1 pseudogene is annotated in these 312 nt (G+C 57.4%); it reads right to left on the bottom strand.

Annotated elements, in window-relative coordinates:
- Positions 1-179: 179 nt before the first annotated feature.
- A pseudogene (locus tag SxD43FB_RS24470) lies at positions 180-312 on the bottom strand (IS5/IS1182 family transposase); the annotation flags it as partial.

Raw genomic sequence — 312 nt, 5'->3', positions numbered from 1 at the left:
ATGCTCGGCCTCGGACCGATAGGCCTGTGCCGGTCCCTCGGCAAGTTGCAGGCGATCGATCGCATCGGAATAGTCGGCGAGGTGCCGTGGCAGATCGTCGATCCCGTCGTCGACTTCGACGTAGCCTGGCTTTGTTGCATAACTCCTGATAGGTTTGCTGCGGGCTTTATTTGAGATTACTACGCGACGCGGACAGTATTTGGTGTGCCGATTTGCGAGAAGCGATTGAGGATTGCAGCACGGACTTTGAGCTCGGTTATCTGACGCTCGAAGGTGCGGGCCATGACGCGCTGACCAAGCAGCTTGAAGCAG

Origin of the sequence: Sphingobium sp. D43FB, from assembly GCF_002312805.1 — a bacterium.
GTDB lineage: Bacteria > Pseudomonadota > Alphaproteobacteria > Sphingomonadales > Sphingomonadaceae > Sphingobium.
This window is presented reverse-complemented; position numbering and strand designations above follow the sequence as displayed.